The organism is Nonomuraea guangzhouensis, assembly GCF_019396345.1.
Classification (GTDB): Bacteria; Actinomycetota; Actinomycetes; order Streptosporangiales; family Streptosporangiaceae; genus Nonomuraea; species Nonomuraea guangzhouensis.
In genome coordinates this window covers 1-24,196 of record NZ_JAHKRM010000021.1, presented here as the reverse complement: position 1 = coordinate 24,196, position 24,196 = coordinate 1, and the positions used below count along the sequence as shown (strand labels likewise).

Here is a 24,196-nt window from a genome sequence, read left to right as displayed (position 1 = left end):
TCGGTGATCGTGGGAGCCGACGTTGAACGCGTCAATCGGGCACTATTACGGCTCGTCCCTTCAGCTGTCCGCTGCGCAGCCGGGCCAGCGCCTCAAGGGCGGCGGAGAGCGGGAACCGTTCGACCTCGACGTGGAGCGCGCCGGAACGGCCGAGCGAGATCACCTCGGTGAGTTCGGGGCGGGTGCCCCAGAACGGTAGTGAGATCCGGGCGCCCTGGGGGAGCGCGCCTGGTTTCCGGACGCTCAGCCGTCCGCCTCCGCTGCCGACCACCACGAGTTCCCCGTCGGCGCGGAGGCTCCCGGCGGACAGATCAAGCGTCGAGTCGGTGCCCACGAAGTCGAGCACGACGTCGACGCCGTGACCGCCGCTCGCGGTCCGCAGGACCCGGCTCGTGTCTCCCGATATGCCGGTGCTCAGGTGGGCTCCGCATCTGTCGGCGAGGCTCAGGGCCTCGTCACGCACGTCGACGGCGAATACCCGGCTCGGTGTCATCGCGCGGAGTATCTGGATGGCCAGGTGTCCCAGGCCACCGACGCCGATGACGGCGACCGTCGACCCCTCGCCCAGCGCCGGCCTGCATCGCTGGATGGCGTGGTAGGGCGTCAGGGCGGCATCCGTCATCGGCGCGGCCTGCAGGGGATCCAACTCGCCGATCGGCTCGAGATGGCGGGCCGATGGCACGAGGACGTACTCGGCCATCCCGCCGTCGCGGCCGAGTCCGGCCCCAGCCCACGGCAGCTCCGCCCTGCGGTCGCAATAGTTGTCCATGCCGGCCCGACAGCGCGGGCACTCACCGCAGCCCCATGGACCGTAGACCGCGACGGGATCGCCGAGGGCGACGTCGGTAACGGCCGGGCCCACGGCCTCTACACGACCGGCGATCTCATGGCCGAGGGTGAACGGTGCCGGAAAGGGCATGCCCGCCGGACCCGCGTCGAGGACGTGCAGGTCGGAGTGGCACAGACCCGCGGCCTCCACCCGTAGCAGGACCTCGCCGTCTCGGGGGGACGGCCGCTCGACGTCGGTGAGGATCGCTGGGAGGCCCCAGCCCGGAAGCCTGAGCGCTCTCACCGCGCCACCCGGCTCGCTGTGGTACGGGGTGCGGCCACCGCTCGGCCGCCGATGATCGACATCAGCACGCCTCCCATGTTAGTAAACTGAAGTCAGTTCACCAAACCTGTGCTTTCGCGGGATGTCCGGGGTCGAGGTGGGCGAACCGGCGGCCGCCCAGCAGTCCCTCTTGCGCCACTCCATGGCTCATCGAGGCCCTGATGTCGCGCGATGTCCGGAACCGCAGCCGATGATCGTTTCCTAGTGAGGGGTCGGCTTCTCCAGGGCGCGGAGGCCGGCGGCGGCCAGCGGCGCGACCGCCTGGCCGGCCGCTTCGAACCCGGGTCCCCGCGTCATGCCCTGCTGGAAGCGGCCGTGAATGCCTTCCGCGATCACGGCGATCTTGAAATAGCCGAGCCCGAGATAGAAGTCGAGCCGGCCGAGGTCGCGACCGCTGACCGCGGCGTAGCGCTGCGCGAGTTCGGCGGGCGCGGGCAGGCGTTCACTGGTGGAGGCGGCCGAGCCGCCGAGGACGGGAGCGAACGCCGGATCCGAGTAGACGAGGTGCAGTCCCAGGTCGGCCAGCGGATCGCCGAGCGTGGCCATCTCCCAGTCCACCACCGCGCGAACCTCGGCGGGATCGTGCCGGGCGAGGATGGCATTGTCGATGCGATAGTCGCCATGCACGATCGAGGCGCCACTTTCCTGCGGACACCGCTCGGCCAGCCGCGCGTGCAGCCGCTCGATGTCGAGCAGGGGGCGGGTCCGCACCCGTTGCCACTGGTCGTGCCAGCGCCCCACCTGCCTGGCCAGGAAGCCCACGGGACGGCCGAAGGCCTCCAGCCCGACCGCGGCGGGGTCCACCGCGTGCAACTCGGCCAGCACATCGATCAATCCGTACGCGCAGCGGGCGAGGTCCTCGTCGGACAGCGCGAGCAGGTGGTCCGTGCTCCGGAGCACGACCCCCTCGACGTGCTCGACCACCGAGAACGGCACGCCCAGCACCTCCGCCCCGGCCAGGACGACCGCGCCCGCGACCGGAACCCGGCTGCCGGCGAGGGCCGCCACGACCTGGTACTCGCGGCCCATGTCGTGCGCCGACGGGGTGAGGCCGCCCAGCGGCGGGCGACGCAGCACCCACTTGTGTCGCCCGTCCATGAGCAGGTACGTCAGGTTCGACCGGCCCCCTTGGAGCAGTTCGGCGGTGAGATGGCCGGTGAACCCGGGCACGCGCTCGGCGAAGAACCGTTCGAGCGCGGGAAGGTCCAGGCCGTCGACCGCGGACGGGGTGGTGCCGGTCATTGTGCCGCCCCCGCGTCATGCCGGCGCATGACCCGCCTGGCGATGGCCCAGCGGTGGGTCTCCGACGGTCCGTCATAGATCCTGAACGGGCGAACCTCTCGCAGGTAGCGGCTCAACAGGACGTCGCCGGAGATGCCGAGAGCGCCGCAGATCTGTACGGCACGATCGACGACGCGCCAGATCGCCTCCGCGCAGAAGGTCTTGGCGATCGCGGTGGACTGTGACGCGGATTCCTTCCGGTCGAGCTCCCAGCACGCCCGGAGGATGAGGCCGCGGGACGCGGCGATGTCGATCTCGTTGTCGGCGATCATCTGCTGAACCATGCCGAGCTCGCCCAGCCGCGACCCGAACAGCCGCCGCTCCGCCGCCCGCGCCACGGCGATGTCCTGCGCCCGCCGTGCGATGCCCAGCCAGCGCATGCAATGTGTCATACGGGCGGGCCCCAGTCTGACCTGCGCGTGGCGGAAACCCTGGTCGACCTGACCGAGCACCGCGTCCTCGCCGACCACGCAGTTGTCGAAGGCCAGCTCGACGTGCCCCCCGTACAAGCTCTCGTCGAGGGTGTCGATGTGCCGGACCGTCTTCATGCCGGGGTTGCCGGCATCGACGAGGAACATCGTCGCGCCACCCGCTTCGCCCTGTTGCCCTGAGGTTCGCGCCATGCAGATCGCGAAACCCGCGCCGTCCGCGCCGGTGATGAACCACTTGCGGCCGTCGATGCGCCACCCTCCGTCCACTCGTGTGGCACAGGTGGTGAGCGCGCCGGGATCCGAGCCCGCGCCGGGGGCCGGCTCGGTCATCGCGAAGCAGGAGCGCACCTCGCCCGCGGCGAGAGGCCGCAGGTAGCGTTCTTTCTGCTCGCCGGTGGCGACCGCCTCCAGCAGGTGCATGTTGCCTTCGTCGGGCGCGGCGATGTTGAGCGCGAGCGGTCCCAGGAGGGAGTAGCCGGCCTCCTCGAACACCGCCGCCCGGCCGAGCATGTCCAGCCCGAGCCCGCCGTACTCCCGCGCGACGTGCGGAGCGAAGATCCCGGCCTGCTTCGCGGCCTGCTGCAGATGCCTGCGGACGTCCTCCGACCGTACGACGCCCCGATGTCGCTCTTCAACGGGTATCACCACCTCGCGGATGAACGTCGCGGTACGCCGGGCGAGATCGGCGAGGGCTGGACTGGGGGCAAGGTCGACGGCCATGGAGCCTCCCCTGTGGCTAATCATCGTTAGCCGCACTGTAGCGCGCAACCATGGCTGTGCAAGGTGGGGGGCTAAGATGTGTTAGCCGAAAGGGGGAGCTGTGGACAGGCTCGACCACATCCGCGCGGTAGCGCTGGAGCTGTTCGCCGGCAAGGGGTACGAAGCGACCACGATGGCCGACATCGGTGACGCGGTAGGGATGCGCGCGCCCAGCCTGTACAAGCACGTCACCTCCAAGCAGGATCTGCTCGCCGAGATCATGACGGCGACGATGCGGGAACTGCTGGTCGCCAACCGTGCGGCGGTCGCGACCACGACCGACCCCGTCGAGCGCCTGCGGCGGGCGACCGAGGCCCACGTCCGCTATCACGCCCGGCACCGGCGTGAAGCGTTCGTCGGGAACCGGGAGATCCGCAGTCTTGTCGAGCCTCATCGCGGCCGCGTGCTCGACCTGCGCGCCGAGTACGAGACCTGCTTTCGCGATCTCGTACGAGCGGGGATCGCCGCGGGCGCGTTCTCCGTGACCTCCGAGCGGCTCGCGTCCTACGCGATCCTCGACCTCGGCATGGGATTGGCGGCCTGGTACCGCGATGACGGCGAGCACAGCGAGGACGCTGTCGTGTGGCAGTACAGCGAGTTCGCGCTCCGCATCGTGGGCTCAGGACGCTGATCGGCTTTCCGGTGGCCGCGACAAGAACCAGGAGCCTAGACTTGAATTGAATTGAGTTTGGTCTATCGTGGCACGCGGATGGCGACCACCCCCGCCGACCAGCCGATCCGGACAGAGGAGGGCCGCGTGAGCGCAGAGGAGATCGATCTGCTGATCATCGGTGCGGGCATGGCAGGGCTGACCGCCGGTGCCCGCGCGGCACGCGATGGACTGTCCGTGGTGATCGTCGAGATCAGCGAAGACGTCGGCGGATCCGCCCGTTTCGCCGGATACGCCTGGACTGCCCCGGGCCACGACGTCATGGACGAGCACAATCCCCACGGAGACGTCTCGCTGAAGCGCGCCCTGGTGGACCGGTTCGCCGACGGCATCGCGTGGATCCGCTCCATCGGCGTCGAAGCCAAGGACGCGCAACGCATCCTCAGCTTCGGCCGCGGACACCGGTTCGACACCAACCACTACGTCGACACCTGCCGTCAGCTCATCCTTCAGGGCGGTGGCGAGCTGCTGCTCAACACCGACACCGAACAGCTGGTGGCGGAGCACGGGGTCGTGGTCGGAGCGCGGCTGAGGTCAGCCGACGGCACGTCGAGGGAGGTCCGGGCCCGCTCGACGCTCATCGCGACCGGCGGTTTCCAGGGCGACCTCGGACTCCGAACCGCTCACGTACATCCGCACGCCGACCGCATGGAGTTGCGCTCGAATCCCCACAGCCGCGGCGGCGGCTACCGTCTGGCCACCCAGGTCGGCGCGGCCACCGGCCATGAGGACGCCGGCTTCTACGGCCACCTCATCCCCAGCGGCCTGTCCTTCGCCGATCCGTCGGATTTCGTGGACCTCTCGCTGTACTACAGCGAGCACGCGCTCCTGTTCAACCTGGACAACGAGCGGTTCGTGGATGAGACGAAGGGCGACCACCTCACCACCATGGCGTTGCTGGAGCAGCCCGAGAGCCGCGGTCTCCTCGTCGCCGACGCCCGGGTGTTCCGCGACTGGGTCCTCGGCTCCTACGTCGAGGGAGCCGTCGCCGTCGACAAGTTCGCCCTGGCGAGCAAGCGAGGAGGCCGCGTCGGAGTCGCCGAGGACCTGGACGAGCTGGCCTTCCTGCCCGAGGAATGGGGCTACAGCGGCAAGGCCGTTCGCGACGGCGTCGAGGCGTTCAACGAGCGCGCCTCGGCAGGGCTGGAGCTGCGGCCCGGCCGGGAGCTGGACCGCCTCCCGCTCGACGAGGCGCCGTACTACGTCATCGAGACGGTACCGGCCATCACCTTTCCGTTCCACGGCCTGCGCGTCGACGATCACGCCCGCGTCCTGCGCGGGGACGGCGAGCCGCTCGGCGGACTCCTCGCGGCCGGGTCGGACGTCGGCGGTCTGTGGCACCGCGCCTACGCCGGCGGTATCGCCGCGGCTCTCGTCTTCGGGCTCACCGCGGCCGACACCGCCATGAAGGCGGCGGCGACGTGAGACTTCCGATGAAGGAACCCTGCTTCCGCGCGGAATTCACCCTGCGGTCATCGATGAGGAGCCGCCCATGACCAGCGAAACGCCCCTGCTCGACGCGTGGTTCGCCACGATGGACTCCGACGAGCCGGAACGTGTGCTCAAGAAGATCACCGATGACTTCCAGATGTCCGTGGTGTTCTCCAAGGGAGACGCCCAGACCGCCGAGTTCTGCGGCGACCGTGCGGGCCTGGTCGGCTACCTTGAGCAACGCGAGAAGAACACGCTCGTCCATCACCTGGTCCGGGCCACGGCCGTCGGCGACGTGGAGCTGGGGTTCGGGCTGGTGACGCGGGACGGCCGGTTCGAGGCGTCGTTCAACGTGAGCGCGCTCGTGGATCCCGCGTCCGGCAAGTGCCGCCGACTGCTCATCTGCCGGACTCCTGAGATCGCCTTTCCCCTGAGCGAGCAGCGATCGAAGGGCACTACGGCATGACCGGAACCACCAACGGCCGATTCGAGGGGACGATCGCGCTGGTCACCGGAGGCGGCTCCGGAATCGGCGCCGCGGTCGTCCGGCAGCTCGATCGCGAGCGATGCGCCGCGATCTATGTGGCCGACGTCAACGAGGTCGGAGCGCGTACGGTGGCCGCGACGACCAGATCCGGCCGCCCGGCCGCCCTGGACGTCACCGTCGCCGCCGCCGTCGAAGCGCAGGTCGAACGGATCGTCGAGGCACACGGCCGGCTCGATGTCGTGGTGAACACCGCAGGGGTCGACGACCCGCGCGCCAAGGAGCGGATCCTGGCCGCCCAGCTGTCAGGGGAGCCCCTCGACACGTTCCGGCATCTCGAGGACGAACAGTGGCGCCGGGTCATGGCGATCAACCTCGACGGGTCGTTCCACGTCCTGCGTGCCGCCGTGCGCGCGATGATCCCGGCGGGTCGCGGCGCCGTCGTCATGGTCGGATCGTCGGCGGCCTTCGACACGCTGACGGGCTACGCCCACTACGCGGCGTCCAAGGCGGGCGTGCACGCGCTCGCGCAGTCGGTGGCCAAGGAGGCGGCGGCGTTCGGCGTACGGGTCAACGTCGTCGCGCCAGGCCCCGTGGACACCCCCATGGCGGCCCGAACCCCCGCGGCCGTCAGGCAGGCGTTGGAAGCGTCGGGACCGGTGGGGTATGCCTCCCCGGAAGAGCTCGCCGACAACATCCTGTACCTCGCCTCTCCCGGCGCCTCGAACGTGGTGGGTGCGGTCCTGCTGAGCAACGGCGGGCGATTCACGGTCTGAGACTCTTTCCGGCCCCTGCAGTGAAGTCAATCCAGTAATGCGTGGACGGCCGGCTCTCGACGGGCCGGCCGAAAGGAGATTGCCGTGAAAGCTCGACTGTCCGGACGCGTAGCCCTGGTCACCGGCGCGACCGGCGGAATCGGCGAGGCCGTCATCCGCCGGTTCGCCGAGGAGGGCGCGGCGGTCGTGATCACCGACGTGGACGCGGGACGCTGTGAAGAGGCCGCCGAGCAGGTCACGGCGGCCGGTGGACGCGCTCTCGGCCTGGGCCTCGACGTCACCGACGAGCAGGCCTGGGAAGCGGTGGTGAACGAGGTGGACGGGCGGCTCGGCGGCCTCTCCGTACTGGTCAACAACGCCGGCATCGCCAAGATGACTGACGTGGAGACGGAGACGCTGGAGACCTGGGAAGCGGTCGTCGCGGTGACCCAGCGCGGGGTCTGGCTCGGGATGAAGCACGCCGGCCCGGTGATCGAGCGCTCCGGTGGGGGCTCGATCGTCAACGTCTCGTCGATCTTCGGCACGGTTGGCGGATTCGGCGGGCAGTTCTCCTACCACGCCGCCAAGGGCGCTGTCCGGCTGATGACGAAGAACGCGGCGCTTCACTGGGCGACGCGCGGGGTCAGGGTCAACTCGCTGCACCCGGGATTCATCGAGACCCCGCTGTCACGCAAGCTCTGGCGGGGGACGCCCCGGCTCGACCTGATGATCGACAACACCCCGATGGGACGGCTCGGCCGCACCGACGAGGTCGCCAACGCCGCGCTCTTCCTCGCCTCCGACGAGGCGAGCTTCATCACCGGTTCCGAGCTGTACGTCGACGGCGGCTACACCGCCCGCTGAGGTCGGCCACACCGCCCACTGGGGGCCGGCTACGGTGGCGCGGGCCGGCATCCGATCACTCCGCGCCGCCGTCCACTCGCGTGTATCTGCCCACCTCGCCGTCGAGCGCCACGATCACCTGTCCGCGCGCCACGAGGACGTCGAGGTGGGCGACCGTCTCATTGACCGCGAGCATCTGGTTGAAGTCGTCCAGGCCGGCGAACGGCACCTCTCGCCGGGTCCAGGTCAGCTGCCGCGCGACCGCGTACCCGTCGAGGGTCCGCGTGCCGAGAGCCCGTAGTGCCTGCGCCAGCCGTACGTCATGATGGGCCAGCAGTTCGGCGACGCGGGCATGGGCGCTGTCGGTGACCGGACCGTGCGCGGGCAGCAGCCTCGCATCGGCGAAGCGGGTCATCAGCCGCAGCGAATCGAGGTAGTCGGCCAGGGGGCGCTCGGACTCGCCGAGCTCGAAGCCGATGGACGGCGTGATGTGCGGCAGGACGTGGTCACCGGCGAACAGCAGACCCGCCGCCTCGTCCAGGTAAACCACGTGCCCCTTGGTGTGGCCGGGCGTGGGGATGACGTGGAGAGCCCGCCGGCCGAGCTTGAGAACGCCCGCGCTGAGCCAGCCGTCCGGCGCTTCCCAGTCGCTCGCGGTGAAACCACCGTGGTCCACGCCCGACAGCCGGTCGGCGAGGTCGCCGGCGCCGCCACGGCGGAGCACGCGCAGCGAGGTGACCGGCACGTCGCTGCGTACCTCGCCCAGCAGTTCCAGGCCCTGCCGCTCGCCGGCACCGAGGTACACTCGCGACCCCAGCAGCCGGCGCAACGCCACGGCCTGGGTGTAGTGATCGCGATGGATGTGGGTGACGAAGATCTTCGTGATCTGACCGAGGTCGTACCCCGCCGACGCCATGGCCTCCTCGAGGGCCCGGCGGGACTGGGGCAACGCCCAGCCGCCGTCGATCATGATGATGCCGTCGTCCTCTTCGAGCAGGTAGACGTTGACGGCACGCAGCCCGTCGCCCGGAAGCGGCAGCGGAACGCGGTGCACTCCGGACTGGATCAGCTCCGCTCCGGGCTCGGCCCACTGGCCCCTCCGGGCAGGCGCCGTCACTTCTCCGCCTGGCCGGCCAGGCCGGCGACCAGGTCACGGGCGAGGTCACGCGCGCCGGCTCGGGAGATCTTGCCGACCGTGGTCTGCGGCAACTCGTCGACGGCGAACACGAACTCGGGCCACTTCGCTTTGGAGAGCCCCACCCCCCGCAGGTGGCGGCTGATCTCATCGAGCCCGATCCCACCTCGGTCGGCGGAGGTCACCAGCACGGCCACCCGTTCACCGAGAATCTCGTCGGGCACCGGCACCACACAGGCCTGCGAGACATCCGGATGGGAAGCGACGGCGCGCTCCACCTCGGTGACGTCGATGTTACGGCCGCCGCGGATGATCACGTCCTTCTCCCGGCCCATGACGCTGACGGTCCCGTCCTCGTTGGTCATCATGAGATCACCGGTCGGGAAGAACCCGTCCGTGGTCAGCTCCGGAGGGTTCAGCCTGCCCTCATGCGCGTATCCGAGGAACAGCGACGGCCCGCGCACCTGGGCCCGGCCGACCTCACCCCGGCGCACCTCGCGGCCATCCTGGCCGACCACCCGAAGCTCGGTGCCGGGGAACGGACGGCCGTCACGCCCGAGCCTGATCTCCACCGGATCTTCAGGCGACGGCGAGGTGTGGCCCAGGCACTCCGACATCCCGAACACCCGCAGGATCCTGGTGCCCAGCGACTCCTCGGCCCGGGTCATGGCCGCCACGTCCATCGGACCGCCGCCGACGGTGATCGATCGTAGGCCCTGGAGCACCCGTGACCCGGAAGCGGCGGTGCCCAACTGGAGCGACATGGTCGGCACGCACATGGTCCAGCGCACCCGCGTCTCGGCCATCCGGGCCAGCACCGCGGCGGGTTCCCATTTGCGCCACAGGACCAGCGGACCGCCCAGCGACAGGGCCATGAAGACCCCGAAACAGTACGCCGCGGTGGACGACAGCGGCACGATCGCCGCGATCGCGTCCCCGTGGCTGAGGCCGTTGACGGCGATGGTGCGCGAGCAGGCGTACCGCAAGGCGTCCTCGGACTGCACCACCCCCTTGGGCCGCCCCGTCGACCCGGAGGTCAGCCCGATCAGCGAACCTCCGGCCCACCGCGAGACGTCCCGTGCCCCAACGCTCGACCAGGCCGCCCAGCCGGCCAGCACCTCGCGCCGGCCCGCGCCGGCCATCAGGGCGGGCACGTCCCACTCCTCAAGGGCGGAGGGTTCGGCGACCACGGCGTCGGGCCGGATGTCCTCGACGGCCGCGGCGAACTCGGCGCCGGTCGTGTGCCGGTTGACCACCGCCAGCACGCCGCCGCTCATCCCCACGGCCAGGCTCGCCGCGACAGTCCGCCACGAGTTGTCGGCCTGCACCAGCACGGTTCCGGCTCCGCCCGGGCCGGCCACGGCGTCAGCGAGCCCGGCCGCCTGAGTGAGCAGCTCGCGTGCGGTGTGACTACCCGAATCGTCGATGACGGCCACGGCATCCGACTCCTCGGCCCGCCGCCGGAACTCACTCACTACCTGTCGCATACCGCTTTCCTCGCATCACTCACGCTGGTCAGCCCGTGAACATTTCCTTCTCGGTTCCCATCACGGCGAGCCGGCGGCCTCTCATGTCGCCGACCTGGGCGACCGCCGCAGCCCACTCGGGGCTGTCCAGGGCCTTCCGAAGGGCTTCGGCGCTGTCGAAGCTGAGCACCGACACCCCGTCCCAGCCCTCGGAACGGGTGTCGAACGCCGTCTCGATCTCGGTGTGCCGCCACGCCCGCAGGCCCGGCAGCCGGTAGGTGAGCTCCGCGTGCTCGACCCGCCACCATGCGATGAACTGCTCGTGGGTCCACTCCGGCGGCCGCGCGGCCAGCAGCACGAGGTTGTACATGAGGTCTCTCCTCTACTGATCGGCGGCCGGCCAGTCCAGCAGCTCGAACGAGGTCGTGAAGAAGGACTGGTAACGGAGCATCTTCCCGTTGGCCGACACGACGGCAGCGGAATGGAACGTTCCGGTGGGCTTGCCCGACTCGACGACCACCCCGTAGACCATCTCGAGATTCCCGTCGACCGCCGAGCGGAGGACCTTGTGCACCCGCTCGACCGCGTTGCGGCCGGAGATGTACTGAGCGAAGTCCTCTCTGGACTGTCCGCTCACCTGGCCGCCGGGGAGAGCGAGCAGGAACCGGAAGTCCGGCTCCACGCACTCGAGCGCCTTCTCCGGGTCCTGGCTGTCCATGCAGGCCATGTACTCTCGCAGCACCATGATCTTCGATCCTCCTCAGCGTCCGTCAAGGAAAGCAGGTGAGCCGGTGTCACCGGTCAGGGGGTGTGAAGAAGTCGCCCTCCGCCACGAACTGGCCACCCTTCACGATCACCTTCTGCACGCTGCGGGTCCCGAGGTGGTTGGCGGCGCTGAAGTTCATGACCGGCGCGACACCGGGGTCGATCTTGCCCGCCTTCTCGTACGCCTGGACGAGCGACTGCGAGGTGAGCGGTCCTTGTACAGTCTGCGCGATCTGGACGAAGACCTTGGCTGAGGCCCACCCCCACAGAGCGATGAAGTCCGCGGCCTGCTTCGGCTCGTACTTGGCCATCGCGTCGCGGAACTCCTTGACCGACGGATCGCTGTCGCTCGGCGCCTTGACCAGTTGCACCGCCTTGAAGCCTTCCGCGGCGTCGCCGGCGAGGGTGAGGGTGGAGGCCGCCGCGGTGGGCGCGTAGCCGTAGGTGGGTACGGACAGGCCCTGCAGCTTGGCCTCCTTGAGGAAGGCCGCGGCCTCCGGCGAGGCGAGGATCACGATCACCGCGTCGGGCTTCTTGGCCTTCACCTGCGTGATCGTCGGGCTCCAGTCGGTGGACTGGAACTTCACCGACAACAGCTCGGCGCTGCTGCCCGGACTGACCTTCTGCAGGACGGGCGCGACCTGCTTGGCCACGTTGACGAACGCGGCCGGGTCGCTGTGCACGACCAGTACCTTCTTCGCGCCGTCCTCCGCCGCCCAGGCCGCCAGCGCCGCCGCCTGGTCCTCGTAGAGGGTCTGGATCCCGAACAGGCCGGGGCGGGGCGGGGTGTACCAGGTGGCGGCGCCGCCCAGCTCGTTGAAGATCGGAATCTTCGACTGCTGCAGGACGAAGGGGAAGCTCGCCTCGCCCTGTGCGGTGCCGTTGGCGGCGACGATGGCCACGACCTTGTCCTGGCCGATCAGCTCCCGGGCGATCTGGACGGTCTGCTGGGGGTCGAAGGCGTTGTCCTTGACGATCCAGTTGATCTTGCGCCCGTTGATGCCGCCCTTGTCGTTGATCATCTTGAAGTAGGCGTCGGCGCCCGCACGCTGCGGGACGCCGGAGGCGGCCACGGGACCGGTGAGCGGATACCAGGCACCGATCTTGATCTCTTTGTCGTCCGCGGCATTGGAGCCACCACCGCAGGCGCCCGTGGCGAGGACGAGGGCCGCGACGCAGGTGGTGAGAAGGTGTGTTGAATGGAGGCGCATGACGTACTCCCACAACTGAGTTCAGTTCAGTTTACGGGACTCTATCGCCGTGCTCACACTCGGGCAATAGCTTGATGAGCTGAACGTGGTGGTTTCGTCCCGACATAGAGCGACCGGCACGACCCTCCACACGGGTCATGCCGGTCGTCGGACCACTGACTACAGTGCGACCATCCGCACGCAGCAGTCTTCGGTCAGCTCGCTCACGTCGGACAGCGTCACCGGACCTCTGGGGCGATACCAGCGCCAGACGCTCACGATCATGCCGAGCATGTTCAGGGCCAGCGTGTGCGCGTCACGATGGACGAAGGCGCCCTCGTCCATCCCCCGCTGGAGCAGCGCGGTCCAGGCGTCCTCGATGCGATGGACCAGCTCACGAGCGGCGAGCCGCTCGGCCTCCTCCTTCTTCGAGCTGCGCGGCACCGCGAGGATCGCCAGGTTGTTCTGCAGGATCCGCATCTGCGCCACGTCGCGGTCGGACACCGCGTACGCCGAGCGCACCGCCTCCCGCAACGCCTCCATCGGGTCCGGCCGGCCGTCGGTCGCCTTCACGAACATCTCCAGCGAACGCTGAAGCTCAAGCCGCATGATCGTGAGCAGACAATGGGCCTTCGACTCGAAGTAGTGATAAAGGGCTGTCTGCCCGATTCCTACCTGATCAGCAACCACCGACCACTTGGTAGCGTCGTATCCGTTCTTGCCAAAATTCTTGATCGCGGCCGTCAGGATGGCACTCCGTTTGGAACGGGGACCTTCGTCCGGCTCCGTGATCTTCGCTGTCGTCATCACCCCACCCCCGGCATGCGCGCCGAGCAACGTCGCGGCCCGGCCAGAATTCGCTGGTCAACCTGATTTGAACTCGGTTCTAGTCCCATTCCGGGTCATCATACTCGCAAGAACGCCCCCGCCCTGGTCGAGCTCGGGTTCTCGCGGCTCCCGACGGCGCGAGGCCGCACGTCGGACGCGCGCTACCGCTGGCAGGGATTGCCGGGCCCCTTGGCGGACCAGTCCATGGGCTGGGACAGGCCGCCGCTCGTCGGCGTGACCGCGCCGGCCGCCGTGCGGAAGCAACCGGCTCTCAGGAGGGGCAGGCTCACCGAGGACGGCCACGCCGGGCCACGCTGGATCCGGTAGGCGCCACCGGCCACGCTGGCCTGTGCGGGAGCGGTGAGAGCACACGGAAGGATGTTGAAGCCCGTACAGGCGGAAGCGGGCGTCTGGGTCGTGAGGGTGAGACGGAGCGAATGTCCCGGAAGCACCGCCCACAGACGGGGGTGGAGCGCGATGTCGAAGCGTGTCACCACACCGGGCGTGAGGTAGTCGTCGCCGGTCAGCCGGGCGAAGGGGCGGATGATCGTGCCGTTTCGGTCGCGCCAGTTCTTGGCGGGATCCAGGGCACGCTGACTGCCGAGGACCGCCCCGAACGTGATGGGCGCCGCCGTCCCGTCGGGCGCGACGTCGGCGAGGGTGGCGATCAGTTGGAGGTTGGTGTTGCTGGAACTCGCGTACACGGCCGCGCTGACGGGTCCCGCCAGGGTGGCGCCGTCCGCGAGGGGAGGCGTCGAGTACGTGAGCGTGCTGCCCGCCTCACTCGGCTGCGCCCACGTGATCGAGTCGCTGCCCCTTGACGATCGGGACGGCTTGAGCGCTCCGTTCGCGTGGAGATAGTACGTCGTGTAGTCCGGGACGATCGGGTAGCGCGCCGCGTTGATCCAGCGGTCCGTGCGTAGCTCGTACAGGTGCATCGGGGTGTCGGTGCGCTCGATGCCGGTGTTCTTGCGCTTCAGCCATGTGTCGTACCACTCGAGCATGATCGTGTTGTCGAGGCCCTGACCGTGCCCCCAGGGGCCGACGATGATCTGGTAGCGACCGGTCGTCGGCTGCCTGGGATCCATCGGGGCCTGTACGGGGCGGTCGTGGTAGGCGTTCTGCAGTGCCGTGTAGAACTCGGTCGCGCCGCGGATGACGACGTCGTCCCATCCGCTCCAGAGCAGGGCGGGGATGTCGTTGTCCACGATGCTCTGGGCGAAGGTGATGGGCTGGCGGGCCCGCCAGAAGTCCCGGCTGTAGGCGGCGTCACCACCGCTCTCGATGTTCGCGACCAGGTCGGCGAAGAGGGCCTTCGCCGAGGGCGTGTCGCCCACGGAGGCGGCCGCGCGGCGCAGGAACGGGAAGTCTCCGGTCAAGATCCCGTTCACCAGGAAGGTCTCCCGGAGGTAGTCCTGCGCGGTACACGTGGGAATGATCGCTTTGAGGGGCGAGCCGCGGCCGACGTTGGCGGCGGTGTAGAGCTGGGTCTCTCCGGCATAGGAGCAGCCGTATCCACCGATGATGCCGTTGGAGCCGTCCAGTTCATGGGCCGCCCAGTCGACGGTCCGCACACCGTCTCGGTGATCCCGTGCCGACACGTACCCGAACTCGCCGCCCGACGTGCCGGCGCCTCGCGATCGAACGGTCGCGAAGATGTAGCCGTACGGGACGAAGAAGGAATTGACGTCATCCGTGTACGGCGTCTGTTGCAAGATCACCGGAAACCGGCCGGCGGCCCGCCGGCCGGTGGCGGGATCGGCCGGGTAGGCCACCGTGGCCGTGAGTGTCACACCGTCGTCCATCCGCACCGGGACGTTCGACACGATCGTCGTTCCGTAGCGGGCGGATCCCGGCTCCCATCGCCCGCCCGGCCATGGTGTCGACGCTTGGCGATCGGCCCGCGCGGGCGCCAAGCCCCCGGCGAACAGTCCCGTGGTGAGCATGCCTGCGAGTAGAGCGGACCACGCCCGTCGACGCCAGGAAGCGCCCATCATGCACCATCCTCGATCAGTCTTTCCCGAACTGAACTCACTTAGGCTAACAGCGAGGCCTGTACAGCGAAATTGAATTCAGTTAGGGTTCATCGACATTGCGAATGAGGAGGCCACCCATGCCGTTCGTTCTCATCCATGGCGCCGGCTTCGGCGCGAACTGCTGGGACGAGCTGATCCCCCACCTGAACGCGCAGGCGCTGGCGGTCGACCTTCCCGGTCGAGGGACGAGGGCCGGAGTCGGGCTCGACACGGTCACCCTCGCGGACTGCGCCGACGCGGTCCGGGAGGATGTCGAAGCCAAGGATCTCCGGGACGTGGTGCTGGTCGGTCACTCCTTCGCGGGAGTCACCGTGCCGCGTGTCCTGGACCTCATACCGGACCGGATCCGGCACGTCGTTCTCGTGTCGGCCGTGGTGCCTCCCGACGGGTCCCGGGTGCTCGACCAGATCGATCCCGGCGTACGGGAGCTGGTCGAGCAGTCCATCGCCGGCGGCGTCTACCACCAGACCCGCGAGGCCGCCGCCGCGATCTTGTGCGAAGACATGGACGAGGCGACCACCGCGGCCACGTTGGATCGGCTGATCGACGACTCGGCCGCCCTGCTGAGCGAAACCGTGGACCTGAGCGGCTACCGGCGCGCGATCCCGCGCACGTACGTGCACCTCACACAGGACAAGTGCTACGTCGAGGAGCTCCAGCAGCGATCCATCGCGCTGCTCCGGCCGGACGTCGTCGATCTCGACACCGGCCACCTGGCGATGATCAGCGCGCCCGGAAAGCTGGCCGCCGTCCTCAACGCCATTCACGGCTGATCGCCGGGCCGGCCCGCCGCGATTCCAGCGGGCCGGCTCTGCTCTCATACCCGCTCGACGATCGTGGCGTTCGCCATCCCGCCCCCCTCGCACATCGTCTGTAGGCCGTACCGTCCGCCGGTACGGCGAAGCTGGTGCACCAGGGTCGTCATCAGCCGCGCTCCAGTGGCGCCCAGCGGATGACCGAGCGCGATCGCTCCCCCGAACGCGTTGGTCCGTTCGGGGGCGGCGCCGGTCTCCTTCTGCCAGGCCAGCACCACCGAGGCGAACGCCTCGTTGATCTCGATCAGGTCCATGGCGTCGATGGACAGCCCGGCGCGGCCCAGAATCCTCTCGGTGGCCGGGATGGGTCCGGTGAGCATGTAGATCGGGTCCGAGCCCACCACGGCCATGCTGTGGACCCGGGCCAGCGGCGTGAGCCCGTGGCGGCGCACCGCGTCCTGCGAGGCGATGAGCAGTGCGGCGGCGCCGTCCGAGATCTGGCTGGACACCGCGGCGGTCAGCCGGCCGCCCTCGCTGAGCGTCCTGAGCCCCGCCATCTTCTCCAGGGTGGTGTCGGCCCGCGGTCCCTCGTCGGCCTCCAGACCGAACGCCGGCACGACCTCGTCGGCGAAGACCCCGTCCGCCCAGGCGGTGACCGCGCGCCGGTGACTGTTCATGGCGAACCGCTCCATGTCCTCCCGCGAGACCTTCCACATCCGCGCGATCAGCTCGGCGCCGCGGAACTGCGACACTTCCTCCTCGCCGAAGTGGGTCCGCCAGCCCTCTCCGTCGTACGGCGTCCCCATGCCCTCGCGTTCGCCCACCACGGCCGGGCTCGCGATGGGCACCAGGCTCATGACTTCGACGCCGCCCGCGACGACGAGGTCGGCGGTGCCGGACATGACCGCTTGAGCGGCGAAGTGGACGGCCTGCTGCGACGAGCCGCACTGCCGGTCGATGGTCGTGCCGGGCACATGCTGGGGGAGTCCCGCGGCCAGCCATGACGTACGGGCGATGTTCCCCGTCTGCGCCCCCATCTGGCTGACGCAGCCGAAGTAGACGTCATCGACGGCCCCGGGGTCGATCCCGGTGCGGGTGACGAGCGAACGCAGGACATGGGCGCCCAGGTCGGCGGGGTGGACCTGACTGAGCGCCCCCTTGCGGCGGCCGACAGGGGTACGGACGGCATCGACGATGAAGGCTTCGGCCACAGTTTTCTCCGGTCATTCGGTGGGGCGGGGGGAAGAGAACAGCGCAGGACGCTTGCCCAGGAAGGCGGCGACGCCTTCGACGCCCTCGGGGGACGCCGCCGTCTCGGTGAGAGAGCGGGCCTCACGGTCCAGGTGCCGGTCGAGGTCGCCGGACAGGGCGGCGGAAACGAGCCGCCTGGTCGCGCCGATGGCCTTGGTCGCACCCAGAGTGAGCGCGGTGGCCATCCGTCGCGCTTCCTCCGGCAACCGTCCGGCGGCCACCACGGACGTCACGAGCCCCAGGTCGGCCGCTTCCCGCGCGGAGATCCGGCGATTGGTGAGCAGCAGCTCCAGCGCCCGCTTGGGGCCGACCAGCCGGGGCAGCGACCAGGTCACCCCGGCGTCGGGGGAGTAGCCGATGCCCGTGTAGGCGAGTACGAACGTCGCGTCGTCCGCCGCGACGGTGAGGTCGGCGGCGGCGGCCAGGCCCACGCCGGCGCCGGCCACCGCTCCCTGGACCTGCGCGACGAGCGGTGCGTCCATCAGAGCGAAGATCCGCAGCGCTCCGTGCAGCGCGTCGGTCACCTCCGTAAGGTGTTTCTTGAGCGCTTCACCCCGCAACGAGGAGAACTCGCGCAGGTCGCCGCCGACGCAGAAGGATCGTCCCTCACCGCGCAGCAGGACCGCCCGGACGTTCTCGCCCTGGCAGGTCCGGGCGGCGGCACGCAGCCCGCGCGCCAGGTCCAGATCGATGGCGTTGCCGCGCTCGCCCCGGCACATGACGATGTCGGCCACTCCGTCCAGGACCTCGATCGTGACGGGCGCGCTCATCGTGCCGTCCAGCCGCCGTCGACGACCAGGACCTGGCCGGTGCAGTAGGACGAGGCGTCGGAGGCGAGGAACAGCAGGGCCCCGTCGAGCTCGGCGGGGTTCCCGCCGCGGCGCAACATCGTGTTCTTCTGGACCCACCGGCTGGACCGGGGGTCGGAGAACAACTCCTCGGTCATCTCGGACCTGAACCAGCCCGGCGCCAGCGCGTTGACGCGTACGCCCGCGTGACCCCACTGGCCGGCCAGCTCCCGGGTGAGCCCCACCAGCCCCGCCTTGGAGGCCGAGTAGCTCGCGCCGCCCATCGGAGCCGTGGACACCAGGCCCAGGATCGACGCGACGTTCACGATGCTCCGCCCGGTGCCGGGTGCTTCGCGTTCCATCATGAGGCCGGCCAGGTGGAACGGCGCCACCAGGTTCACCGCGAGGACGTCCGCGAAGTCCTGCGAGCTCTCGTCCTGCGCGCGAAGCTCACCCGGGACACCGGCGTTGTTGATCAGGACGTCGAAGCGACCGGTGTCCGCCATCGCCGTCGCGACCAGCCGTTCGCGATCCTCCTCACGGCTGACGTCGCAGGCCACCGGGTGGATACGGGAGTCGCCGGCCGCCAGCTGTGCCAGCCGGTCGATCCGCCGGGCCGCCGCGAACACGGTCGCTCCGGAGGCAGCGAGGACGGTCGCGAAGCGGGCGCCCAGCCCGGAGGAGGCACCGGTGACCACGGCCGTCCGTCCGCGCAGGGAGAACAGGTCGTCGATCACTCCTCGACCCCGATCGGCAGGACCGTGGCGCCGCCGTCGATGACGAGGGTCTGGCCGGTGATCCAGGACGAGGCGTCCGAGGCCAGGAAGAGCGCCGCGTTGGCGACGTCCTCGGGGGTGCCCAGCCTGCGCAACGGGAGCTTCGCGGTGAGGACGGACTCGCGCGCCTCCCAGACGGCACGCGCCAGCTCGGTCTTGATCAGGCCCGGTGCGATGGCGTTGACGCGCGCCTTGGGGCCGAGCTCGTAGGCGAGCTGGCGCGTCATGTGCATCATGGCGGCCTTGGTGGCGTTGTAATAGCCGATGTGCGGGTCGACGATCAGCCCGCCCACCGACGCGATGTTGATGACGGCACCGCCGTGCTCGGCCATCGCGGCCTTCCAGGCACAGCTCGTCCACGCGATCATCCCGTACTGGTTGACCCGCACCGTCTTCTCCGCGCGGGGCAGGTCGAGGTCGAGCAGGTCGCCGTGGTACGGGTTGGTGGCGGCGTTGTTGACCAGGATGTCGAGCCGGCCGAACCACTCCATCGTCTGGTCGACGCAGCGCTGGGCCTGGTCCGGCTCGCCGGCGTTGGCCACGACCGTGCGCACGTCCCCGCTCGCCTCGACGCGCAGCAGCTCGGTACGGGCGGCGGCCAGCCCCTCCGGCTTCCGCGCGGCGATGACCACATGCGCGCCCGCGCTCCGGTAGGCCCGCGCGATAGCCAGCCCGATGCCGCGGGACCCGCCGGTGATCACCGCGACTCGGCCGTCGAGCACGTTCATGCCGCCCCCTTCTTGGTGTACTTGGCCAGCTCCTGCCGGGCGACGGTGCGCAGATGCACCTCGTCGGGCCCGTCGGCGATGCGCAATGCCCTGGTGATCGCGAACAACCGGGCCAGGACGGTGTCGTCGCTGACCCCGGCCGCGCCGAACGCCTGGACGGCCCGGTCGACCACCCGGTGGGCCACCTCCAGCGCCGCCACTTTGATCGCCGCGACCTCCATGCGGGCCGCGGCGTTGCCGATGGTGTCCATCAACCACGCCGACTTGAGCACCAGCAGCCGCAACTGCTCGATCTCGATCCGGCTGCGCGCGATCCACTCCCGTACCACGCCCTGGTCGGCCAGCGGGCCACCGAACGCCTCGCGGTCGAGCACCCGCCGGCACATGAGCTCCAGAGCGCGTTCGGCGAACCCGACCGCGCGCATGGCGTAGTGCATCCGGCCGGGTCCGAGCCGTCCCTGGGCCAGCGCGAAGCCCTCGCCTTCGCCGCCGAGCAGGTTGGCGGCGGGCACGCGTACGTCCTCGAAGAGCACGTCACCGTGTCCGAGCCGGTCGGTGTAGCCGAACATGGGCAGGTCGCGCAGCACGGTGATGCCTGGGGTGTCCCGGGGGATGAGCAGCATGCTCTGCTGACGGTAGGTCGGCGCCTCCGGGTCGGTCACCCCCATGAGGATGATCAGCCGGCAATCCGGATCAAGGATGCCCGAGGTGTACCACTTGTGGCCGTTGACGAGGTAGCTGTCGCCGTCGCGGGTGATCCTGGTGCGGAGGTTGCGCGGGTCGGAACTGGCCACCTCGGGCTCGGTCATGGCGAAGCAGGACCGGATCTCGGCCGCCAGCAGCGGGCGCAACCACCGCTCCCGCTGCTCGGGGGTGCCGAACAGGGCGAGCAACTCCATGTTCCCGGTGTCCGGGGCGGAGCAGTTGAAGACCTCGGGTCCGATGATGGAGCGGCCGGCGAGCTCGGCGAGCGGCGCGTACTCGAGGTTGGTCAGCCCCGCGCCCCAGTCGCCGTGGGACATGAACAGGTTCCACAGACCCTCGGCGCGGGCCTTCCCCTTGAGTTCGAGCATCACGGGAGGAAGGGCGTGCGGGTCGGCGGCGTCGGCGAGCTGCCGATCGTAGACCGCTTCGGCGGGGTAGACGTGCTGCTCCATGAACGATCGCAGCCGGGTCTGGAGCTCGCGTGCGCGGGGTGAGAATGCGAAATCCACTTATGTCCCTAGAATGTCGTTCGCGGTGCGGATCATGGCGGCGATCGTCGGCGGCAGTCGTTCCTGGTCCGGGTCGTGGATCCGGCCTTCGCGGTGACGGCGCAGGTTGTGCCCCATGATCGCGGCCATCTTCATCCGGGTGAGCGCGCGGAACCAGTCGAGGCCGGGCAGCGGGACGGCGCCCGCGAGGTAGGCGTCCAGCAGCTCCGCCTCGGCCGGCAGCCCGGGGACCTCCCTGCCCAGCGCGGGGAAGTTGCGGTGGTCGGCGAACAGCAGGAACCAGCCGAGGTCCGTCCGCGGGTCTCCGACGCTCCAGATCTCCCAGTCGACGACGGCCGCCGTATCATGCGCCCGGCACAGAACGTTGCCCAGCCGGAAGTCCCCGTGCACCAGGACCGGCGGCAGGTCGCCGGGCACCGCCTGGGCGAGCCGATGGAGCAGGTCCTCGCCCCCGGGGCGGAGTTCGGCGGGAACCGCGTGCATCGTGCGGCTCCACTGTTCGAGCTCGGCGGTCGCGTCGCGGGGCGGCGGCGCGTCCAGCGGCAGGGAGGCGACGTCGAGGTCGTGCAACCGGCGCAGTACGCGGGCCGCCTCCACCATGCGGGCGCGGGCGAGCGCCGGGTCGAGATCGTGCTCGTCGAGCACCGGTTCCACGGCCTCGCCGGAGACGAACTCCATGGCGAACCAGGCTGGTTGCCGCTCGTCGACGGCCACGATCTCGGGGACGGGCACCGCCGTGCCGGCCAGTGCCTGGAGCACCCGCGCCTGGCGGAGCATGTCGTTGCGGCCCACCGGCCGTTCCGCGTGCGGGACCGCCTTGACGACGTACCTGCGCTCTCCCACCGTGACCACGTAGGTGAGTCCGGAGTGGCCGCCGGCGAGTGTCTCCAGCGGGCCCACCCGACGGCCGGGGAACGCGCTGACGACCCGGTCGGCCAGGTCCGGCGGAGCGACGTCCGCGGTCATCGTGCCGGCTCCTTGGGCAGGCCGAGCACCCGCTCGGACAGGATGGTGCGCTGGATCTCGTCGGTGCCGCCGGCGATGCTGTAGCCGGGAGCGCCCAGCAACTGCTCGGTCCAGGCGAAAGTGCCCCACTCTCCCGTGTCGGCGACCAGGCGCGGCCCGAGAAGTTGCAGGACCAGGTCACTGGTGCGGCGCATGGTCTCGGTGGCGTAGAGCTTGCCCACCGACGCCTCGGCGCCCGGTTCGCGGCCGGAGACCAGCGCCGCGGTCACGCGCAGCCCGATGACGCGCTGGACGAGTGTGCGGACGTACAGGTCCGCCGCGCGGTTCTGCTCCTGGCCGGTGAGCGGCCGTGGCAGGTGCCGGGCCAGCTCAAGGGCGCGGTCGGCGTTGTCCAGGCCGAGCGAGCCGGAGTCCAGCCGTTCGGCGGCCAGCACCGTCAGCGTGACCCGCCAGCCCTCGCCGATGGGGCCCAGCCGATCGGTGTCGGGTACCACGACACCGTCGAGGTAGACCTCGTTGAAGCTGGTCCCGCCGGTCATCTGCCGGATGGGGCGGATGGTGACGCCTGGGGCGTCCATCGGCACCATGAACACGGTGATGCCCGCGTGCTTGCGCACGTCCGGGTCGGTGCGGCACACGGCGACACCCCAGGACGCGACCGTCGCCCCCGAGGTCCACACCTTGTGCCCGTCGAGCACCCAGGTGTCACCGTCGCGAACCGCCCGGGTACGGACCGCGGCCAGGTCGGAGCCGGCCTCGGTCTCGGAGAACAGCTGACAGGCCAGCTCGTCCGTACGCAGCATGGGCCGGATCCAGCGTTCCTGCTGCTCGGGCGTGCCCCAGATCCGGATGGCCGGGGCCACCAGCTGCTGGGTGACCGGAAAGATCTCGGTGCGGCGCGGGACGTCGAAGGCGGCTTCCTCCTGACGGTAGAGCTGCTCGTAGAACACGGGCAGGCCGCGTCCGCCGAACTCCTCCGGCCAGCTCAGCGCGCCCCAGCCCGCGTCGAACCGGGTCATCTCCCAAGCCCGGATCCGTTCGGTGTGCTCGCGCTCCTCCTCTTCGGACCAGTTCTCGAACACCGCGACCGAGTCGTCTCCGGTGCCCCAGGCGCCGCTCGCCTGCCGCGGCCGGGCGACCGACGCGAGCCAGTCGCCGGCCTCTGCCCTGAACTTCTCAGGTGCTGGAATGTCGCTCATCAATTCCTCTATCGGGTCAGCACCGTGCAGGCGCTCACGCCCGGGGCGCCGTACACGTGGGTGAATCCGACTCTGGGTCCGCCGGGCACCTGCCGGTCTCCGGCCTGCCCGCGCAGCTGCCGGACCACCTCACAGACCTGGCGCAGACCCGACGCCCCGATGGGCTCACCGTTGGCGATGCAACCGCCGTCGGTGTTGACCGGCAACGAGCCGCCGATCTCGGTGGCGCGCGACGCGATCAGCTTCTCCTGCTCACCGTCCTCGCAGAACCCGCACTCGGCCATGTGCATCACCTCCGCACCGCTCTCGGTGTCCTGCAGTTGGCACACATCGACGTCGCCGGGGGCGACACCGGCCGCCTCGAACGCCGCCGCCGCGGCGTCCCGGGTCACGCTGCTCAGCGCTCCGCCCGCGATCCACGGGCTGAAGACCTCGAACGAGCCGAAGCGGCGCGACCGTACGACCGCCGATCGCAGGGTCACCGGGACCCCCGTCGGGTTCCCGATCGCCGAGGCGGCGCACAGCACCAGCGCGGCCGCTCCTTCTCCCGGGGAGCAGAACATGTAGCGGGTCAGCGGGTCGCTGACCATGCCCGACGCGAGGATCTCGTCGGCATCCATCGGGGTACGCCGCCATGCGTTCGGATTGAGGGCGCCGTTGCGGTAAGCCTTCTCCGCCACCAGTCCGAGCGTCCGGGAGCTGATCCCGTGGTCGTACATGTAACGCCGGATCTTCATGCCGAAGAACTGGGTGGTGACCATCAGCCCGTCACGCCCGTAGGCCTCGTCGAGTCCCCAGTCCGCGGGCGACGGGTCGAAGGCCCCCCGCGGATGCTTGTCGAACCCGACGGCCACCACCACTTCGGCCATGCCGCCGCGAATGGCGTTCACCGCCGACACCAGCGCGCTGCCGCCTGTCGCGCAGCCGTTCTTGACGTTGACGAACGGCAGGCCGGTGAGGCCGAGCTGCGCCACCAGGGTGTCGGCCAGCCCTGCGGCATCGCTGCCACCGAAGGCCGCGTCAACCCGCGACCACGCGATCCCGGCATCGGCGAGCGCGGCCTTCACCGCGTACACGGCGTGCTGGCGTCCGGTCGTGTGCTCCGTGCGGCCGAACGGCGACATGCCGGCGCCGGTGATCAGTACGTCGGTCATCGGGCCCCTTCGATCGCCATCGCGCGTGGTACTCCGGTGGTCGGCTCGATCCGCAGCGGCATGCCGATCCGGATCGACCCGAGGTCGTCGATGTCGAGCACCGCCGCGACGCGGACGCCTTCCGGCAGTTCCACGTAACCCAGCGCGAACGGCCGGAAGCCGTCCTGCGGCGGCACGAAC

At 69.9% G+C, this 24,196-nt stretch carries 25 protein-coding genes and 1 pseudogene; 6 read left to right on the top strand and 20 right to left on the bottom strand.

The window, feature by feature from the left end; all coding sequences use genetic code 11:
* Window positions 1-31 precede the first annotated feature (31 nt).
* The 3 genes from KME78_RS37390 to KME78_RS37380 form a co-directional block, all read right to left on the bottom strand.
* Entirely contained in the window at window positions 32-1,072 is a 1,041-nt protein-coding gene (locus tag KME78_RS37390) for an NAD(P)-dependent alcohol dehydrogenase (protein WP_219534185.1), read from the bottom strand.
* A 240-nt stretch (window positions 1,073-1,312) separates the two neighbouring features.
* Window positions 1,313-2,353, bottom strand: coding sequence for a phosphotransferase family protein (locus KME78_RS37385; RefSeq protein ID WP_219534184.1), 1,041 nt, complete (start codon window positions 2,351-2,353; stop codon window positions 1,313-1,315).
* Complete coding sequence (locus tag KME78_RS37380) at window positions 2,350-3,543, bottom strand: acyl-CoA dehydrogenase family protein (RefSeq protein ID WP_219534183.1); 1,194 nt, start codon at window positions 3,541-3,543, stop codon at window positions 2,350-2,352. Before KME78_RS37380 ends, KME78_RS37385 begins: the two co-directional genes overlap by 4 nt.
* 100 nt (window positions 3,544-3,643) lie before the next feature.
* Between KME78_RS37380 and KME78_RS37375 the strand changes: the two genes are divergently transcribed.
* From KME78_RS37375 to KME78_RS37355, 5 genes are all read left to right on the top strand, one after another.
* Entirely contained in the window at window positions 3,644-4,213 is a 570-nt protein-coding gene (locus KME78_RS37375; RefSeq protein WP_219534182.1) for a TetR/AcrR family transcriptional regulator, read from the top strand.
* Between the two features lie 126 nt (window positions 4,214-4,339).
* On the top strand, window positions 4,340-5,677 hold the full coding sequence (locus KME78_RS37370; protein WP_219534181.1) for an FAD-dependent oxidoreductase: 1,338 nt from the start codon (window positions 4,340-4,342) through the stop codon (window positions 5,675-5,677).
* A 67-nt stretch (window positions 5,678-5,744) separates the two neighbouring features.
* Complete coding sequence (locus tag KME78_RS37365) at window positions 5,745-6,149, top strand: hypothetical protein (RefSeq protein WP_219534180.1); 405 nt, start codon at window positions 5,745-5,747, stop codon at window positions 6,147-6,149.
* Entirely contained in the window at window positions 6,146-6,943 is a 798-nt protein-coding gene (locus KME78_RS37360; RefSeq protein WP_219534179.1) for an SDR family NAD(P)-dependent oxidoreductase, read from the top strand. Before KME78_RS37365 ends, KME78_RS37360 begins: the two co-directional genes overlap by 4 nt.
* A gap of 84 nt (window positions 6,944-7,027) precedes the next feature.
* Window positions 7,028-7,786 (top strand): SDR family NAD(P)-dependent oxidoreductase, encoded by a 759-nt coding sequence (locus KME78_RS37355; RefSeq protein WP_219534178.1) that lies wholly within the window; start codon window positions 7,028-7,030, stop codon window positions 7,784-7,786.
* 55 nt (window positions 7,787-7,841) lie between these two features.
* Here KME78_RS37355 and KME78_RS37350 read toward each other — a convergent pair whose 3' ends face one another.
* The 8 genes and pseudogenes from KME78_RS37350 to KME78_RS37320 all read right to left on the bottom strand — a co-directional run bounded on the left by KME78_RS37350 (window position 7,842) and on the right by KME78_RS37320 (window position 15,095).
* Window positions 7,842-8,882, bottom strand: coding sequence for an MBL fold metallo-hydrolase (locus KME78_RS37350; protein ID WP_219534177.1), 1,041 nt, complete (start codon window positions 8,880-8,882; stop codon window positions 7,842-7,844).
* Window positions 8,879-10,387, bottom strand: a complete 1,509-nt coding sequence (locus KME78_RS37345) for a class I adenylate-forming enzyme family protein (protein ID WP_219534176.1) — start codon at window positions 10,385-10,387, stop codon at window positions 8,879-8,881. Before KME78_RS37345 ends, KME78_RS37350 begins: the two co-directional genes overlap by 4 nt.
* 28 nt (window positions 10,388-10,415) lie before the next feature.
* On the bottom strand, window positions 10,416-10,736 hold the full coding sequence (locus tag KME78_RS37340; RefSeq protein ID WP_219534175.1) for an EthD domain-containing protein: 321 nt from the start codon (window positions 10,734-10,736) through the stop codon (window positions 10,416-10,418).
* A gap of 12 nt (window positions 10,737-10,748) precedes the next feature.
* A complete protein-coding gene (locus KME78_RS37335) occupies window positions 10,749-11,111 on the bottom strand; it encodes a nuclear transport factor 2 family protein (RefSeq protein ID WP_219534174.1) in 363 nt (120 codons plus the stop codon).
* A 49-nt stretch (window positions 11,112-11,160) separates the two neighbouring features.
* Complete coding sequence (locus tag KME78_RS37330) at window positions 11,161-12,342, bottom strand: ABC transporter substrate-binding protein (protein WP_219534173.1); 1,182 nt, start codon at window positions 12,340-12,342, stop codon at window positions 11,161-11,163.
* A gap of 159 nt (window positions 12,343-12,501) precedes the next feature.
* A complete protein-coding gene (locus KME78_RS37325) occupies window positions 12,502-12,930 on the bottom strand; it encodes a TetR-type transcription factor C-terminal domain-containing protein (RefSeq protein WP_246652770.1) in 429 nt (142 codons plus the stop codon).
* 18 nt (window positions 12,931-12,948) lie between these two features.
* Window positions 12,949-13,128, bottom strand: a pseudogene (locus KME78_RS68180) (TetR/AcrR family transcriptional regulator); the annotation flags it as partial.
* Between the two features lie 182 nt (window positions 13,129-13,310).
* The gene (locus KME78_RS37320) at window positions 13,311-15,095 is read right to left on the bottom strand and encodes a CocE/NonD family hydrolase (RefSeq protein ID WP_219534171.1); all 1,785 of its coding nucleotides are present in this window, start codon (window positions 15,093-15,095) and stop codon (window positions 13,311-13,313) included.
* A gap of 167 nt (window positions 15,096-15,262) precedes the next feature.
* On the opposite strand from KME78_RS37320, the gene KME78_RS37315 reads away from it, so the two are divergent.
* Window positions 15,263-15,958, top strand: a complete 696-nt coding sequence (locus KME78_RS37315; protein ID WP_219534170.1) for an alpha/beta fold hydrolase — start codon at window positions 15,263-15,265, stop codon at window positions 15,956-15,958.
* 44 nt (window positions 15,959-16,002) lie between these two features.
* On the opposite strand, the gene KME78_RS37310 is transcribed toward KME78_RS37315, so the two are convergent.
* The 9 genes from KME78_RS37310 to KME78_RS37270 form a co-directional block, all read right to left on the bottom strand.
* Window positions 16,003-17,151 (bottom strand): acetyl-CoA C-acetyltransferase, encoded by a 1,149-nt coding sequence (locus tag KME78_RS37310; protein WP_219534169.1) that lies wholly within the window; start codon window positions 17,149-17,151, stop codon window positions 16,003-16,005.
* A gap of 12 nt (window positions 17,152-17,163) precedes the next feature.
* Window positions 17,164-17,961, bottom strand: coding sequence for an enoyl-CoA hydratase/isomerase family protein (locus tag KME78_RS37305; RefSeq protein ID WP_219534168.1), 798 nt, complete (start codon window positions 17,959-17,961; stop codon window positions 17,164-17,166).
* Window positions 17,958-18,716 (bottom strand): SDR family NAD(P)-dependent oxidoreductase, encoded by a 759-nt coding sequence (locus tag KME78_RS37300; protein WP_219534167.1) that lies wholly within the window; start codon window positions 18,714-18,716, stop codon window positions 17,958-17,960. The genes KME78_RS37305 and KME78_RS37300 overlap by 4 nt, the downstream gene beginning before the upstream one ends.
* Window positions 18,713-19,483, bottom strand: a complete 771-nt coding sequence (locus KME78_RS37295; protein ID WP_219534166.1) for an SDR family oxidoreductase — start codon at window positions 19,481-19,483, stop codon at window positions 18,713-18,715. Before KME78_RS37295 ends, KME78_RS37300 begins: the two co-directional genes overlap by 4 nt.
* A complete protein-coding gene (locus KME78_RS37290; protein ID WP_219534165.1) occupies window positions 19,480-20,697 on the bottom strand; it encodes an acyl-CoA dehydrogenase family protein in 1,218 nt (405 codons plus the stop codon). The genes KME78_RS37295 and KME78_RS37290 overlap by 4 nt, the downstream gene beginning before the upstream one ends.
* Entirely contained in the window at window positions 20,698-21,663 is a 966-nt protein-coding gene (locus KME78_RS37285) for a phosphotransferase family protein (protein WP_219534164.1), read from the bottom strand.
* The gene (locus KME78_RS37280; RefSeq protein ID WP_219534163.1) at window positions 21,660-22,862 is read right to left on the bottom strand and encodes an acyl-CoA dehydrogenase family protein; all 1,203 of its coding nucleotides are present in this window, start codon (window positions 22,860-22,862) and stop codon (window positions 21,660-21,662) included. Before KME78_RS37280 ends, KME78_RS37285 begins: the two co-directional genes overlap by 4 nt.
* An 8-nt stretch (window positions 22,863-22,870) precedes the next feature.
* A complete protein-coding gene (locus tag KME78_RS37275) occupies window positions 22,871-24,016 on the bottom strand; it encodes a thiolase family protein (RefSeq protein ID WP_219534162.1) in 1,146 nt (381 codons plus the stop codon).
* Window positions 24,013-24,196 (bottom strand): OB-fold domain-containing protein (locus tag KME78_RS37270; RefSeq protein ID WP_219534161.1); only part of this gene is annotated, 184 nt, incomplete at its 5' end. The genes KME78_RS37270 and KME78_RS37275, both read right to left, overlap by 4 nt.